The 13,281-nt window shown below is 63.8% G+C and carries 12 protein-coding genes and 1 pseudogene; 9 read left to right on the top strand and 4 right to left on the bottom strand.

What is annotated here, in order from left to right:
* Position 1 precedes the first annotated feature (1 nt).
* On the bottom strand, positions 2-742 hold the full coding sequence (locus tag X750_RS147915; RefSeq protein ID WP_023734005.1) for a sulfotransferase family protein: 741 nt from the start codon (positions 740-742) through the stop codon (positions 2-4).
* A 268-nt stretch (positions 743-1,010) separates the two neighbouring features.
* Between X750_RS147915 and X750_RS147920 the strand changes: the two genes are divergently transcribed.
* Positions 1,011-2,228, top strand: coding sequence for a PLP-dependent aminotransferase family protein (locus X750_RS147920; protein ID WP_031242992.1), 1,218 nt, complete (start codon positions 1,011-1,013; stop codon positions 2,226-2,228).
* 89 nt (positions 2,229-2,317) lie between these two features.
* Here the strand turns inward: X750_RS147920 and yghU are convergent, their stop codons facing one another.
* Positions 2,318-3,187 carry a glutathione-dependent disulfide-bond oxidoreductase gene (yghU, locus tag X750_RS147925; RefSeq protein ID WP_023730411.1) on the bottom strand — a complete coding sequence of 290 codons (870 nt, stop codon included), beginning with the start codon at positions 3,185-3,187 and terminating at the stop codon, positions 2,318-2,320.
* A 429-nt stretch (positions 3,188-3,616) separates the two neighbouring features.
* Here yghU and X750_RS147930 point away from each other — a divergent pair, with 429 nt between their 5' ends.
* Positions 3,617-4,528 (top strand): S1C family serine protease, encoded by a 912-nt coding sequence (locus X750_RS147930; RefSeq protein WP_023671416.1) that lies wholly within the window; start codon positions 3,617-3,619, stop codon positions 4,526-4,528.
* Between the two features lie 190 nt (positions 4,529-4,718).
* Here X750_RS147930 and X750_RS147935 read toward each other — a convergent pair whose 3' ends face one another.
* Positions 4,719-5,333: a hypothetical protein gene (locus tag X750_RS147935; RefSeq protein ID WP_023715162.1), complete on the bottom strand. Its 615-nt coding sequence runs from the start codon at positions 5,331-5,333 to the stop codon at positions 4,719-4,721.
* Positions 5,334-5,504: 171 nt separating this feature from the next.
* Here X750_RS147935 and X750_RS147940 point away from each other — a divergent pair, with 171 nt between their 5' ends.
* From X750_RS147940 to X750_RS147965, 7 genes and pseudogenes are all read left to right on the top strand, one after another.
* On the top strand, positions 5,505-6,101 hold the full coding sequence (locus X750_RS147940; protein ID WP_023743926.1) for a YdeI/OmpD-associated family protein: 597 nt from the start codon (positions 5,505-5,507) through the stop codon (positions 6,099-6,101).
* A 212-nt stretch (positions 6,102-6,313) separates the two neighbouring features.
* Positions 6,314-7,372 (top strand): nucleotidyltransferase domain-containing protein, encoded by a 1,059-nt coding sequence (locus tag X750_RS147945; RefSeq protein WP_023747799.1) that lies wholly within the window; start codon positions 6,314-6,316, stop codon positions 7,370-7,372.
* A gap of 202 nt (positions 7,373-7,574) precedes the next feature.
* On the top strand, positions 7,575-8,783 hold the full coding sequence (locus tag X750_RS147950; RefSeq protein ID WP_023747798.1) for an ABC transporter substrate-binding protein: 1,209 nt from the start codon (positions 7,575-7,577) through the stop codon (positions 8,781-8,783).
* Positions 8,780-9,570: pseudogene (locus X750_RS01000000163105) on the top strand (ABC transporter ATP-binding protein). The gene X750_RS147950 and the pseudogene X750_RS01000000163105 overlap by 4 nt, the downstream one beginning before the upstream one ends.
* Positions 9,567-10,271 (top strand): ABC transporter ATP-binding protein, encoded by a 705-nt coding sequence (locus X750_RS147955; protein WP_023747797.1) that lies wholly within the window; start codon positions 9,567-9,569, stop codon positions 10,269-10,271. The pseudogene X750_RS01000000163105 and the gene X750_RS147955 overlap by 4 nt, the downstream one beginning before the upstream one ends.
* A 171-nt stretch (positions 10,272-10,442) precedes the next feature.
* Complete coding sequence (locus X750_RS147960) at positions 10,443-11,330, top strand: branched-chain amino acid ABC transporter permease (RefSeq protein ID WP_023671423.1); 888 nt, start codon at positions 10,443-10,445, stop codon at positions 11,328-11,330.
* A 1-nt stretch (position 11,331) separates the two neighbouring features.
* Complete coding sequence (locus tag X750_RS147965) at positions 11,332-12,318, top strand: branched-chain amino acid ABC transporter permease (RefSeq protein ID WP_023747796.1); 987 nt, start codon at positions 11,332-11,334, stop codon at positions 12,316-12,318.
* Here the strand turns inward: X750_RS147965 and X750_RS147970 are convergent.
* A complete protein-coding gene (locus tag X750_RS147970) occupies positions 12,312-13,268 on the bottom strand; it encodes a spore coat protein U domain-containing protein (RefSeq protein ID WP_023693755.1) in 957 nt (318 codons plus the stop codon). The two genes, X750_RS147965 and X750_RS147970, sit on opposite strands and share 7 nt — an antisense overlap.
* Positions 13,269-13,281: the final 13 nt, after the last annotated feature.

The following is a 13,281-nucleotide window of genomic DNA, read 5'->3' as shown; positions in this document are numbered from 1 at the left end:
GCTACCCCAGCCACCACCACAGCGCCGCGATCGCCGCAAGCACCGCCGCCACCGACAGCCCCAGCATGATGTAGCTGCCCTTGATGATGTCTCGGATGATCTTCTTCACGCTTTCGCGGTCGTTGAGGTTGGGGAAGGGCTCGTTGGGCAGCGCCACGCCGAGGAAGCCGCAGAGCGGCGCCCAGCCATCGCTGACCTTGAACACCAGAAGCTTCTCCGGCGGCACGGCCGCTATCACCTCCTCGGTGTAGGCGTTGTAGCGCGCCACCGCCTTGGCGCGGTCGTCCATCACGCCGGCAAGCGTGCGGCCCCAGATCAGCCTGTGCGACATGTCGCCGAATTTGCGGCCGAACGGCGTCAGCCATTCCAGCACCTTGAACTGCCACAATGTCTCGGTGAAGTGGATGGTGTCGATGGTGCTGTCGTACCAGGCCTCGGCGCCGCGCGGATGCAGCGTCAAAAGCACCTTGGCGTCGGGATAGGCGGCCATCAATTCGCGCCACACGCAGCATCCCGGATTGTCGACCGTCGCCTTGTAGTTGGCAAAGACTTTGGTCCAGTCGTGCTGGGTGCCGGGCGGGCTGTTGGCCACCTTGCGCCAGAAGTCGAGATGGCCCTTGTTGGCCTTGTTGAGGATGACTTCCTGCATGTGATAGCTGGGAAGGCCCAGCCTGTTCAGCGCGGCAAAGGTCGACCATGTGCCGGTGCGGCCGAATCCGGCACCGATGAGCTCAAGCGTCATTTTAACCCCCCTTGTTGAGACCGCTTTTCTTTTTATGCCGGTCCGCTCGGAATGAGGTTGCATCCGCGCCCCTCGGCGCGCAACAATTTTCCCTGTGCAGGGCAGAAATGTGTTTGCTTTTTCGTCTGGGCCACGCGGAATGAGGGTCTGGCTATTCCAGCGGGTGGGGGAGCCTGATAATAGGTCAGCCAGATTGACCTAATTCGCATGGCCGGAACGGTCATGCTGGACCAGATGCCGTATCCCGGGAGGTGGGCTCGTGAGTTTGATGGACCTGTTGGCGTCGCGCGCCTCGCGCATGAAGGCGTCGGAAATCCGCGAGCTGCTCAAACTGCTCGACCAGCCCGACATCATCTCCTTCGCCGGCGGCATCCCCGATCCGGCTTTGTTTCCGGCGCAGGCGATCGCCGATGCTTACGCCTCGGTGCTGGGCGGCGCGGAGGCGAGCGCAGCACTTCAGTATCAGGTCTCCGAAGGCTATCTGCCGCTCAGAAAATGGCTGGCCGGCCAGATGGGCAAGCTTGGCATTGCCTGCGACGAGCACAACATCTTCATCACCTCCGGCTCGCAGCAGGCGCTGGATTATCTGGGCAAGCTGTTCCTGTCGCCCGGCGACACAGCGCTCGTGACGTGGCCGACCTATCTCGGCGCGCTCCAGGCCTTCAACGCCTATGAGCCGCGCTACGACCGCCTGACGCCGGATGGCGGCAACATGACGCCGGCCGCCTACCAGGCGGCGGCTGCTGCCCCCTCTACTTTTGCAAAAGAGGGCGGCAAGGTGAAATTCGCCTATCTGGTGCCCGATTTCGCCAACCCGACCGGCGAGACGCTGAACCGCCAGCAGCGCGAGGCGGTGCTCGACCTCGCCGGCGAGCTCGACATTGCCGTCATCGAGGACGCCGCCTATCGCGCGCTGCGCTATGACGGCGAGGGCCAGCCGCCGATCCTGGCGCTCGACTGCGAACGCTCCGGCGGCATCGAAAACGCCCGCACGCTCTATTGCGGCTCGTTCTCAAAGATTCTGTCACCGGGCATGCGCGTCGGCTGGGTCTGCGCGCCGCGCCGCGTCGTCGAGCGACTGGTGCTGATGAAGCAGGCGTCGGACCTGCACAGCCCGTCGATCAACCAGCTGGTGATGCACCGGGTCTCCGAGGCCGTGTATGACGGCCAGGTGGAAAAGCTGATCGGCGCCTATCGCCAGCGCCGCGACGGCTTGCTTGCGGCACTCGAAGCGGAAATGCCGGATGGCGTCAGCTGGAGCCGACCGGAAGGCGGCATGTTCGTTTGGCTGACGCTGCCCGAAGGTGCGGACGCCACGGCACTGCTCGCCCGCTCGGTCAAGGAAGCCCGCGTCGCCTTCGTGCCGGGCAACGCATTCTACGCCGACGGTTCGGGCCGCAACACGATGCGGATGAGCTTTACGCTGGCTGATGAACGCGCGGTGGGTGAAGGCGTGCCGAGGCTGGCGAAATTGATGAAGGGCTAGGCGCCCTACCTCCCCCTTGTGGGGAGGTCNACCCCCACCCCGATCCGCTTTGCGGATCGACCCTCCCCACAAGGGGGAGGGTAAAAAAGTCACTCCGCCACCACCAATTTATCCTGCGTCTTCGTCTCGAAATCGCTGGCGTCGTGGCGCTCGTGCAGTTGCATGGCGGGGTCGCCGAAGGCGCGGTTGACCATGCGGCCGCGTTGCACGGTCGGGCGGGCGTCGATCGCCTTGGCCCAGCGTTGTACGTGCTCGTAGTCCTGCACCGACAGGAACTCGGCGGAATCATTGTACATGCGGCCGAGCGCCAGGCCGCCATACCAGGGCCATACCGCCATGTCGGCGATCGAATAGAAGGCGCCGCCGAGATATTCGGTCTCTGCCAGCCGCCGGTCGAGCACGTCGAGCTGGCGCTTGGTCTCCATGGCGAAGCGGTCGATGGCGTATTCGAACTTTTCCGGCGCATAGGCGTAGAAATGGCCGAAGCCGCCGCCGAGATAGGGCGCCGAACCCATCTGCCAGAACAGCCACGACAAGGTTTCCGCGCGCGCCGGCTGTTCGGTCGGCAGGAACTCGCCGAACTTTTCCGCGAGATAAAGCAGGATCGAACCGGACTCGAAGACGCGGACAGGCGTCTTGCCGCTGCGGTCGAGCAGCGCCGGGATCTTGGAGTTGGGGTTGACCTCGACAAACCCCGAGCCGAACTGGTCGCCATCGTTGATGCGGATCAGCCAGGCGTCGTATTCGGCGCCCTTGTGGCCGAGCGCCAGAAGCTCCTCCAGCATGACAGTCACTTTGACCCCATTCGGCGTCGCCAGCGAATAGAGCTGCAGCGGATGCTTGCCGACCGGCAGCACCTTGTCATGCGTCGGACCGGCAATAGGCCGGTTGATGCTGGCGAACGTGCCGCCATTGGCTTTCTTCCAGCTCCAGACTTTCGGCGGGGTGTATTCGGTCATGCGGGAAATTCCTTGGGTTTGGCGGGGCGAAAACGACTTGCGCGAGGGCGCGAGACTGATGGCGGAAAAGTCGGCGGAACCTAGATACGGGAACACATAGGTGCAATTCAGAAAGGTTCAACTTGTGTTGAACTATTATCGATGTCGGCGCCGCCCCTCATCGCCCTGCCGGGCACTTCTCCCCGTATAGTGACGGGGAGAAGGACGCTGTCGCCTACTGATTTCCCCAATTGCCAGCGTTGCCAAGAGCGCCGATGTTGCGGCCATCTCCCTTCTCCCCGTCACTATACGGGGAGAAGGTGCCGGCAGGCGGATGAGGGGCAGCGCCAGCCTCTGAAATGATTGCCTTGTTGCCTAAGCCCTTGCGCCCTGTGCAGCGCGGCATACCTATAGAGGATACTGCCCACGCATATCTGCCAGGATGACCGCATGCCGATCGATCCCGTTTCCCCGCTCTTGCGCTCCGTCGTTGGCGTGCGCGCCATGGTTCCCGACGATGCCTTCACGGCCAATGCCCTGGGCACGCGCCGGGAAGGCAGCGGCGTCGTCATCCGCGGCGACGGGCTGGTGCTCACCATCGGCTATCTCATCACCGAGGCCGAGGAGGTCTGGCTGACCGACCAGGACGGCCGCGTCGTGCCGGCGCATGCGCTGGCCTATGACCAGGAGACAGGCTTCGGCCTAGTGCAGGCGCTGGCGCCGCTCGGCCTGCCGGCGGTGGCGCTGGGTGACGCCTCGAAGGCGAAGATCGGCGACCCCGTGGTGTTTGCCGACGGCACCGGCCGCTCGGTCAAGGCACACATCGTCACCAAGCAGGAATTCGCCGGCTATTGGGAATATCTGCTCGACGAGGCGATCTTCATTGCCCCGGCGCATCCGTCCTGGGGCGGCGCGGCGCTCATCGGCCAGGATGGCAGCCTGCTCGGCATCGGTTCGCTGCTTTTGCAGATGAGCCGCAACGGCGAGGTCGCCGACATCAACATGGTCGTGCCGATCAACCTTCTGACCCCGATCCTCGACGATCTCCTGACGCGCGGCCAGGTGGCGAAGCCGCCGCGCCCATGGCTCGGCGCCTTCTCGGCCGAGTCGAACGGTGCGGTCGTGGTGATGAGCGTCGCCGAAGGCGGCCCCGCCGCCAAGGCCGGCCTGCGCCAGGGCGACATCATCTCCGACGTGCGCGATGGCGAGGTCGACGGTCTCGCCGATTTCTACCGCAAGCTATGGCAGAATCCGGCGGGTTCGGAGATTCCTCTCAGGGTCGTGCGTGACGGTCGTGAGACTTGGCTGCGAGTGAAATCCGCCGACCGAAACAGCTTTTTGAAGAAACCGCATCTGCAGTGAAGCCAATCTCCCCCCAAGTGGGGGAGATGCCCGGCAGGGCAGAGGGGGGCGCGAAGGATCGCGACCTCTCAATCTATATTTTCTGACAAGAATCGCGGGATAAACGTGGCTGACACTGGCCGGTGCGTTGGCGGGACAGCGGCCCCCCTGCCGGCCATCTCCCCCACGAGGGGGGAGATTGGCTGCCCCCTCAATCCCCGCATACCCTAAAAGGCGTCCCCGTGTCCCACTCCGCGAAGGGCACGACCTGGCCTTCGACAGACACGATACTGTTCACCTTGCTGTCATCATCCTGCGTCTGCATACTTTTGCCCTTGCCGGTCAGCACGTCGTAGTCGCAGCTGCTGTAGACGACAACGGACTGGTATTTGTAATGGTCATAGGCAACGCCGGCGACGACGAAGGCCTCGTTGCGCCAGGCGATGGTCAGCGTCATGTCGGTCCGCTCGCCGGGGCCGATCAGCCCCGGCAGATAGATCTTGATCGAGCCGTTGGGCAGCAAGGTCAACTCCGGTTCGATGCCGGAGCCCTCATAATGCGGCTGGTCGTAGTCGTTCCATTCGCCGTAGACCTGCTCATGCACGACGCCGGCGGGTTTCAGAAAATTGTACTTTTTGTCCCTCAGGAAGAAATGCATGTCCATGGTATCGTCTTCGGGCTCGGTCTCGACGATCATCGCCAGATCGGCGGCGCCGTCCCCATTGAAGTCGCCGGTCAGCGCGGTGATGATCTTCTGGGTTTCGATGGGTTCGGCGAGCGCCGAGGCCGGCAGCAGAAGGATGAGGCCGAGTAACATCGATCGCATGGCATTTCCCCCGAATTGCAGTCTGCCTTGCCCGGCTCGACCAGCCGGGAAACTGCCATGAGCGCCGGCTTGGGCGCAAGCCGGCTCGCAATAGGCTAGGGGGTATCGACGCCGCTGACGGAAACTGGCATCGACAGCCGATACAGCCGGCCCGGCAACAACGAGGTGATGATGGCGCCGTTCAAGGTCGATCCCGACAAGGTTCATGAATTCCCCGATCCCGACAGTTTTTACGCCTGGCTGCGCGAAAATCATGCCGGCGAGAGCGAGGTCTGGATCAAGGTCCACAAGGTCGGCTCGGGCCTCGCCTCGATCACGCCGAAGCAGGCCATCGACGTGGCGCTGTGCTTCGGCTGGATCGACGCCATACGCAAGCCGCTCGACGACAAGAGCTTTCTGCAGCGCTACACGCCGCGCGGCAAGAAGAGCATCTGGAGCAAGATCAACATCGACAATGTCGCCCGCCTGGTCGAGGAGGGCCGCATGACCGAACACGGGCTGAAACAGGTCGAGGCGGCCAAGGCCGACGGCCGCTGGGACCGCGCCTATGCCTCAGGCAAGGACATGAAGATCCCTGACGATCTGCAGGCCGCCATCGACGCCGAGCCGAAGGCGAAGGAGATGCTGGCAAAGCTTTCCGCCCAGAACCGGTTCGCGCTGGCGTTTCGAACGCACAACATGAAGACGGAGGCGGGGCGCAGGAAGAAGATCGAGGCTTTTGTCGAGATGCTGAAGCGCGGCGAGCCGATCTATCCGCAGAAGCGGTGAGGCGACGGCAAGCGGCTGCCATGGGCGCGCGCAGCTAAAAACCCGCGTGTGAGGTTCTGGCCTCCCTTTCTTGGACATAACCTATTGTTTTTAGGGTATTTTCCACTCGGCGTGTGGGTGATAGCTGCGATAGTGGAAAAAACATAGCAACATATTGTTAATTAAGAGTTTTCCACTATGTTAACTTGATCTTGGCTTAAGAGTGGAAAACGATGCTGAGAGAGTTGACCGGCGAGCAGCGGCGCCAACTCATAGATACGCAACAGGTCTACGAGGCCTGGCAGCGTGCTGATGACCAGCGCCAAAGGCGCTTTGCAGGCAGCATGCGCTGGGTTGAGCGCAGCGGTGCTGAATACCTGCTGCGGAAGGTCCGGCAGGTCGAGAATTCACTCGGGCCGAAAAGCAGCCAGACGGAGAAGGCGTTCGCTGCGTTTTCCGAGGGCAGGGTGCAGAACAAGGATCTGCTGGCAGGTCTGGCCGATCGCCTGAACGGCCTGGCGAAAGTCAATGTGGCAATGGGGTTGGGCAGGGTACCGGCCATCGCCGCACGGATATTGCGGCGGTGCGCCGAAACAGACCTGCTGGGCAAGCAGTTGCTGGTCGTCGGCACGAATGCGCTGTTCGCTTACGAGGCTCTGGCGGGCGTCCAGATCACCAGCGGTCTCACGGCAACCGGCGACATCGACCTGCTCTTCGATTCCCGACGCCGCATCAGCTTCGTGACCGGCGAGAGGGTAAGCCAGTCCGGCCTGATAGGCGTGTTGCGTAAAGTGGACAGGTCCTTCAAGCCGCTCCAGCCCCGGGCCTTCAGGGCAGCGAACCGTGATGGCTATCTGGTCGACGTGATCCGTCCGCAGGCAAGACATGTCCTCAAGAACAACGCCATTACCTCGATTACACAGCTTGCCGACGACCTCGACAGCGCACCCATGGAGGGGCTGCAATGGCTCATCAACGCCCCGAAGGTGGAGGCTGTGGCGATCGATGAGCGTGGCTATCCCGTAAGCATGCCGACGGTCGACCCTCGAATGTTCGCTCTGCACAAGGCTTGGCTGGCCACGCTGCCTGATCGGTCTGCGGTCAAGGCAATGAGAGATCGTGAACAGGCGGAAGCGGCTGCACGCATTGCCACCGCCTATCTTGCCCTTCCGCTGGACAGCGAACATCTCAAAAGGCCTCCGGCGGCATTGCGAGACGCCGCGGCCGCAACGCTGTCCCTTCCTGGCCCGAGCGGCTTTTCCGAAGACCTTCCAATTGAGCCGGACTGGTAGCGCCCACACGCCATGCTACGAAAATAGCATTCTCCCCTTGCGAAATGTGATGCTACGGTTCCCGGCGCACCCAGGGCGGAGGGGTTGCCAAGAGGAGAAGTGGCGGGCGCTGGCCCGGATTTCAGCGAGAACCGGACGGAGCTGTTGAACCATTGCAAGGCCGCCGCGTTTTCCAGCGTCGGCCACAAGGGAGGAACCACCTGTGAAAGCATCCTATCTCGTCTCAGCCGCGCTGCTTGCGGCGACTGCGATGCCGGCGGCGGCCGGCGAAATTTCCGACGGCAAGGTCAAGATCGGCATCCTCAACGACCAGTCGGGCGTCTATGCCGATTTCGGCGGCAAATGGTCGGTCGAGGCCGCCAGGATGGCGGTCGAGGATTTTGGCGGCAAGGTGCAGGGCGCGCCAATCGAGATCGTCAACGCCGATCACCAGAACAAGCCCGACATTGCCTCCAACATTGCGCGCCAGTGGTACGACACCGAGCAGGTCGACGCGATCATGGAACTGACGACATCCTCGGTGGCGCTCGCCGTCCAGGGGTTGTCCAAGGAAAAGAAGAAGATCGACATCGTTACCGGAGCGGCATCGGCCGACCTGACCGGCAAGCAATGCTCGCCCTACGGTTTCCACTGGGCTTACGATACCCACTCGCAGGCGGTCGGCACCGGCGGCGCGCTTGTGCAGCAGGGCGGCGACAGCTGGTATTTCATCACCGTCGACTATGCCTTCGGCTATTCGCTGAAGGAGCAGACCTCAAAGGTTGTTGAGGCAAGCGGCGGCAAAGTGCTGGGCGAGGTGCGTTACCCCTTGGGATCGACGGATTATTCCTCCTTCCTGCTGCAGGCGCAGTCCTCCGGCGCCAAGGTTGTCGGCCTTGCCAATGCCGGCCTCGACACCTCCAATACCATCAAGCAGGCGGCCGAGTTCGGCATCGTCGCCGGCGGCCAGCGGCTGGCAGCACTTCTGTTCACGCTTGCCGAGGTGCACGGCCTCGGCCTGCAGGCGGCGCAGGGCGTGGTGCTCACCGAAGGGTTTTACTGGGACCGCGACGACAAGAGCCGCGACTTCGCCGGGCGCTTCTTCAAGCGCACCAACCGCATGCCCAACATGATCCAGGCCGGCACCTATTCGGCGGTGCTGCAATATCTCAAGGCCATCGACAAGGCGGGCACCGACGAGACCGAGGCGGTCGCCAAGCAACTCCATGAAATGCCCGTCGACGACATCATCAACGCCAACGGCAAGGTACAGGCCGACGGCTCGATGGTGCACGACATGTATCTCTACCAGGTCAAGAAGCCCGAGGAGAGCAAGAAGGACTGGGATTACTACACCTACCTTGCGACCATTCCGGGCGACAAGGCCTTCATCAAGGCTGAAGACAGCGGCTGCCCGCTCGTCACCAAGTGACGCTGGCGCAAGCCGTGGCCGTCCAGCCGGACGGTGCCGAAATCAAGCCGCGGGTGGTGCTCTCCGCCCGCGGCCTGCGGCGCGACTTTGCCGGTTTCGTCGCCGTCAACAATGTCGACCTCGACGTCCATCACGGCCAGATCCATGCACTGATCGGCCCGAACGGCGCCGGCAAGACGACGATCTTCAACCTCTTGACCAAGTTCCTGCAGCCGAGCAGCGGCAGGATCGAACTGTTGGGCAACGACATCACCCGCACCGCGCCGGCCAGGGTGGCGCGCATGGGTCTCGTCCGCTCGTTCCAGATATCGGCGATCTTTCCGCATCNCGCGTCGCCTTGCAGCGGCCGAGCGGGCTCGGCTTCCAGTTCTGGCGCTCGCTGGCCGCGCTTGACCAACTGACTCCACGGGCGCGCGAACTGCTTGCCGTCGTCGGTCTCGACGATGTCGCGCATCGTCCGGCCGGCGATCTCTCCTATGGCAGGAAGCGCGTGCTCGAGATCGCCACCACGCTGGCGCTCGACCCGAAAGTGCTGCTGCTTGACGAGCCGATGGCCGGCATGGGGCACGAGGATGTCGGCGTCATTTCCGGCATCATCCGCTCGCTGGCAACGGACCGCGCCGTGCTGATGGTCGAGCACAATCTCACCGTCGTCGCCGACCTTTGCGACTGGATCACCGTCATGCAGCGCGGCCAGGTGCTCGCCGCCGGCGATTACGCAACGGTGAGCAAGGACGAGCGCGTCAGGATCGCTTACATGGGGACCGAGCAGGGGGACCGAGCATGAGTGAGCCGATGCTTGCCGTGCGCGATCTCCACGTCTGGTATGGCGAGGGCCATGCGCTGCATGGCGTCAACCTCGACGTCTTTCGCGGTGAGACGGTAACGCTGCTCGGCCGCAACGGTGTCGGCAAGACCACAACGCTGCGCGCAATCATGGGGCTGGTCCGAAAGCGCAGCGGCAGCATCACCTTCGACGGCAGCGACCTGATGCGCTTGCCGCTGCACCGCGTCGCTCATAAGGGCCTGGGCTTCGTGCCGGAGGAACGCGGCATCTTCGCCACGCTGACGGTCGACGAGAACCTGATCCTGCCGCCGGTGGTGGCCAAGGGCGGCATGAGCGTCGAGGAGATTTTCGACCTCTTCCCCAACCTCAAGGAGCGCCGCAACAGCCCCGGCACCAAACTCTCCGGCGGCGAACAGCAGATGCTGGCCATCGCCCGCATCCTGCGGACGGGCGTGCAGCTGCTGCTGCTCGACGAGCCGACCGAAGGCCTGGCGCCGGTCATCGTCCAGCGCATCGGCGAACTGCTGGCGACCTTGAAAAAGCGCGGCATGACCATCCTGCTCGTCGAGCAGAATTTCCGCTTCGCCGCCCGCATCGCCGACCGCTTCTACCTGATGGAGCACGGCAAGGTGGTGGAGGGTTTTGCCGTAAGCGAGCTTGCCGCTCACACGCAACAGCTGCACGAGGTGTTGGGGGTATGATGACGACAGCCCACGGCAGTACCCCCACCCCGCTGCTGCGCAGCGACCCTCCCCACAAGGGGGAGGGCCACCGCCCTACCTCCCCCTTGTGGGGAGGTCGGACCGAAGGTCCGGGTGGGGGTACGTGCCGCACAGATGCATCCCGCTTGCAACACCCTCGGTGACGGCGCCATGACCATGATCTTCGGCATCCCCGTCCAGGCCTTGCTCGGCCAGATGCTGGTCGGGCTGATCAACGGCTCCTTCTACGCCATGCTGAGCCTCGGCCTGGCCGTCATCTTCGGCCTGCTGCGGATCATCAATTTCGCCCATGGCGCACTCTATATGCTCGGCGCCTTCATCGGTTACCTGCTGCTCGTCCATCTCGGCATCGGCTACTGGCCGGCGCTGCTCCTGGTTCCGCTCATCGTCGGCGTCTTCGGCATGGCGGTCGAGCGCGTGGCGCTGTCGCGGCTCTACCGCCTGGATCCGCTCTACGGGCTGCTGTTCACCTTCGGACTGGCGCTGGTCATCGAAGGCGTGTTCCGTTTCTACTACGGCGTGTCGGGCAACCCTTATGCCGTTCCGGCGCAGCTTGCCGGCGGCACCAATCTCGGCTTCATGTTCCTGCCCAACTATCGCGGCTGGGTGGTGGTGGCCTCGCTCATTATCTGCATCGGCACCTGGCTCCTGATCGAAAAGACCAGGCTCGGCTCCTATCTGCGCGCCGCGACCGAAAATCCCGAGCTGGTGCAGGCCTTCGGCGTCAACGTGCCGCTGCTGCTGACGCTCACCTATGGGCTCGGCGCGGCGCTCGCCGGCCTTGCCGGTATTCTCGCCGCGCCCGTCTACCAGGTCAGTCCGCTGATGGGCTCCGATATCATCATCGTCGTCTTTGCCGTCGTCGTGGTCGGCGGCATGGGTTCGATCCTCGGGGCCATCGTCACCGGCTATATGCTTGGCCTCGCCGAGGGCCTGACCAAGGTGTTCTATCCCGAGGCGTCGAACCTCGTCGTCTTCGTCATCATGGCGGTCGTGCTGCTCCTGCGCCCCGCCGGCCTGTTCGGAAGGGACGCCTGAGATGAGCGAGGCAACCCTTCACCAACAGCGCACCGCCGCCTCCGTGCGGCTGGAGCGGGTATTGCTGGCATTGGCCATACTGGCGCTGATAGCCGCGCCCTTCTTCGTCTATCCGATCTTCCTGATGAAGATGCTGTGCTTCGCGCTGTTTGCCTGCGCCTTCAACCTGCTGCTCGGCTACACCGGGCTGTTGTCGTTCGGCCACGCCACCTTCTACGGCGCCGCCGCCTATTTCTGCGCCTACGCCGTCAAGGCATGGGGCTGGCCGCCCGAGGCCGGCATCCTGCTCGGCACCGCCGGAGCGGCCGTGCTCGGCCTGGTCATGGGCTTCCTCGCCATCCGCCGGCAAGGCATCTATTTCTCGATGATCACGCTGGCGCTGGCGCAGATGTTTTATTTCTTCTGTGTCCAGGCGCCGTTCACCGAAGGCGAGGACGGCATACAGGGCGTGCCGCGCGGGCATCTGTTCGGCATCGTCGATCTCAACGTCACGCTCAACATGTATTTCGTCGTGCTTGCCGTCTTCCTCATCGGCGTCTTCGCCGTCTGGCGCATCGTCAACTCGCCCTTCGGCATGATCCTGCGTTCGATCCGCGAGAACGAGAACCGCGCCATCTCGCTGGGCTATTCGGTCGGCCGCTACAAGCTCGCCGCCTTCGTCATGTCGGCAGCCCTTGCCGGGCTTGCCGGCGCGACCAAGGCGATCGTCTTCCAGTTCGCGACGCTGACCGACGTCACCTGGCAGATGTCGGGCGAGGTGATCCTGATGACGCTGCTCGGCGGCATCGGCACCATGGTCGGTCCTGTCGTCGGCGCCGGCCTCGTCGTCGGGCTGGAAAACACGCTCGCCACCTCCGGCTTCCCGGTGACCATCGCCACCGGCCTGATCTTCATGATCTGCGTGCTGGTCTTTCGCCGCGGCATCGTCGGCGAGATTTACGCGCGCTGGCTGGCGCCGGCCAACGGCGAGGCGGGCCGCGATCAATAGGTGATGGTCACCACCACCGTGTCGGTGTAGACGCCGGCCGAGGGCGTCGTCTGCGGCGGCACGCGGCCGTAGACGATGAGCGGTTGCGCCAAGCCGGTTCCGGTGCCGGCCACCGTGCTTCCCGGCGTTCCGGCGTCACCCCAGGGCTGCGAGCGCGCGGCGTCCTTGTAGAGGCCGTAGGTGACCCGCTCGCCGCCCTTCGACATCTTGCGATTGGTCGGCGTGCCGCCTGTCGTGCCGCCATTCAGGGAAACCGTATAGGCGGTCGACGGCGTGCAGGTGACCGAGACCTGGCCGGTGGCATCGGCATTGGCGTCGAGCACGCCCTTGGAGCCGAAATCGATGTTCTGGGTGGCGACCAGGCAGTTTGCCGCGACCGTGGCGTTGATGGTGAAGGTCGGACTGGCGCCCAAGTTGCCCGCGCCGGTGTTGCAGCTGCTGCTCAACAGGGTTGTCCGGGAGCGGAACTCGAGTTGCCCGCCCGAAAATGTCGACAGATAAGTGCCCGGCGGAACGGTCGCCTGGCCGCCGGGAACCCGGCCATAGAGCGTCAGGGTGTCGATTGAGTTGCCGAAGAGATTGGGGCTCAGCAGCAGCGGTGGCGGGCGCGAGGCATAGGCCCAGTTATAGGTGCCCCAGACAACGCTCATTGCGGGGTCCGAATAGAGTTGATAGTTGAGGCTGTTGACGCCGCTCGCCATCTGCCGGGCCGCCGCCGAGGTTGCACCGCCGGTGCCGGCGGCAATATGCGGACAGACCAGGACGGGCAGCAGCAATGGCAAACTGCCGCTGCAAGTCGCGGTGAAGGTGGCTGTCGATGTCGCCGCGGTGCCCGACAGCGTGTCGATGAGGCCGAAATTCAAACTGGTGACGGTGTAACTGCAGCTCTGCGCCCGGGCGAGCGACGGGAGCAGCACCAGCAGCAGGGCGATGATTACGGCGCGCAGCATTTTTCCTCCAGCT

The sequence above is a fragment of the Mesorhizobium sp. LNJC391B00 genome, assembly GCF_000502535.1.
GTDB lineage: Bacteria > Pseudomonadota > Alphaproteobacteria > Rhizobiales > Rhizobiaceae > Mesorhizobium.
The sequence above is the reverse complement of the archived record's forward strand: the minus strand, read 5'-3'. Positions and strand labels throughout refer to the sequence as shown.